The following is a 2,161-nucleotide window of genomic DNA, read 5'->3' as shown; positions in this document are numbered from 1 at the left end:
GCTCTGGCTCCTTTCACTATTTCCTTGATGTTTTCGTCTGTTACCTCTAAATCAGTAACCCATGTCCATTTAGTTGTCTTTTTTTCTCCTTTTACTATTGCAGCAATGCTTACAGTGAACTGAATTGGATGAAAAAACACCTGTTCCATCACCACTGACTAAATAGTATTTACCTAGAAATCTATAATGCTCAAGAATTTTTCCGCGCTGTAAAAGAGCAAATATCCTTTTGAAACTAGATCGTAAAACATCAAGCGTTATAATGTCTAACCGTGTTCTAACTTGTGTATCACATGGCGTTTTTTCTAAATTAAACAATTGCTTTAAATTATTTTTTGCTTTTTCTATCATGCAACTAACTCTGTCAAATCTTAAGAGAGAGGAAAATTTGAAAGTAAAAACGGCAAGTCCTGACATCAGACAGTCAATATTAGAAAAATGTGAATTCTTTTTCTCTTCTACTTTATAGCGATGCAAGCTTTTAGCAATAGATTTTTTAACTTCTTCTAGCAATTGATCGTGGGTGAATTTTAGTCGTGTTCTCTTCATACCAACTCCTCGGTTGCTGCGAGCATACAGGAAAAAATTAAGAAAGTTTACGGAAAATTTATTTCAAAAGCTTTGTTTTATGCCACATACAACCCCTAGCGGGAGTAGCTGGCAAAAGAGCCAAAAAATCGTATTTTTAATTACCAACAACCACCAAATTACTTATAACCGACTGCCGATCAACCTATCCCACAGAGCATAGATCTTTTCTTCACAAAAACGTTCCGTGACTTTTTGAGCCTGCCCGCCGAGATTTTGCAGTTGTTTGGGATCATCACACAATTCAAGAATCAAATTAGTAAGGCTTTGGGTATCACCCACTGAAAATAGCCTGCCATCGATGCCGTCGCGAATAAGGTCAGTATTGCCCGAGCAGTTGGAGGCAATGACGGGCAGCCCCAAACTCATGGCTTCGCCTAAAGCATTTGGAAACCCTTCATATCTGGAGGGAAACACGAACAGATCAGCGTCCAAGAGGGCGGCTTCGATATCAGGGATTACACCAGGAAGTTGTATTTGTTTTGTAAGACCAAGAGTTTGGATGAGCCGTTCTAGCTTGGAGCGCTCCTTGCCCTCTCCATAAATTGTAAGCCTGAGCTGCGGTTGCCTTAAAACAGCCCCAGCAAAGGCGTGAATCAGCGTGGAATGATCTTTTTGGGAGTCTAAACGCCCCACAGCAACAATGCGGGTGAGTGGAATTTTAGACTTGCTAGTTTTTATTGTGGGAGCCGCAACAGCATTGGGGATTATGCTCAGTTTGTCTTTTGGTGTTTTGCAAAAATAGCTCTTTGCTGACCTCGTTTGCACAACGATTTTACTGGCCCACGAATATGTCAAAGCTCTAAGTTTTCTCAGCAGAATAAATATATGGTGGTGATTAGGATCGATGCGTTCGGAAACGATGACTGGAATTTCCAAGCCCTTCGAGGCAATCAATACCACCATATTCATTAAATCAATAAATGAGACAATGACGTCGGGTTTAAGTTGTTTAATGATCGAGCGAAGGCGCAAAATGGCTTGCACTTTCAACAAACGCCGTCCCCAGGTTTGCTTAACTAGCCACTGTTGCAGCTTGCTTCCGCCCAGGAAAGGTTGCTGCGTAGCTCGGCTAAGTTGCAACAAAGTGACGGCTTTGTTTAAAGGGTAAAATGGTTTTTTGCCTGGAGCTGCAAGCGTGACGAGAGTGACCTTATGCCCTTTGTCAGCCCAATGGTTGGCAAGTTTGCTGATGACCCGCTCAGCACCACCGGGTTGAAGCGACATGATAAACAAGGCAATTCGCTTTGGTTGCAATCCAGATGCAGTCATAATCGGCTTCGAATTTTGGTTTTGATTGAGCATACACGTTTGTAATGGATCTACTTGGATCTGTCAATGTGATTGCCTTTCTGGAATTCATGGCCGTGTTGAAATGGGCGTCGGGCAACACAAGTTAAGGTGTTTATTGATCGTGGTGAATTCCAGAAAGCTTTAATTTTGCATTATCTGTGCCCGGGGCGAGTATATACTCTCGTGAAATCAAAACCTCTAGTTTAATGATAGCGAGAAGCGCGCAGTTTACTTGGGTAAATGAGCACTTCGAGCGTATCAGGAGACAGAGGTTTTGATT

The 2,161-nt window shown here is 42.0% G+C and carries 2 protein-coding genes; both read right to left on the bottom strand.

Annotated features, from left to right (window positions below; genetic code table 11):
• Window positions 1-69: 69 nt before the first annotated feature.
• The gene (locus ABFQ95_08490) at window positions 70-549 is read right to left on the bottom strand and encodes a hypothetical protein (protein MEN8237552.1); all 480 of its coding nucleotides are present in this window, start codon (window positions 547-549) and stop codon (window positions 70-72) included.
• Between the two features lie 162 nt (window positions 550-711).
• A complete protein-coding gene (locus ABFQ95_08485; protein MEN8237551.1) occupies window positions 712-1,860 on the bottom strand; it encodes a glycosyltransferase family 4 protein in 1,149 nt (382 codons plus the stop codon).
• Between the last annotated feature and the right edge of the window lie 301 nt (window positions 1,861-2,161).

The organism is Pseudomonadota bacterium (assembly GCA_039714795.1).
Classification (GTDB): domain Bacteria; phylum Pseudomonadota; class Alphaproteobacteria; order JAGOMX01; family JAGOMX01; genus JBDLIP01.
This window is presented reverse-complemented; position numbering and strand designations above follow the sequence as displayed.

Bases quoted from the DNA above. Each gene is read 5' to 3' on its own strand.
- ABFQ95_08490 (MEN8237552.1), bottom strand. From the start codon at position 549: ATGAAGAGAACACGACTAAAATTCACCCACGATCAATTGCTAGAAGAA.
- ABFQ95_08485 (MEN8237551.1), bottom strand. From the start codon at position 1,860: ATGACTGCATCTGGATTGCAACCAAAGCGAATTGCCTTGTTTATCATG.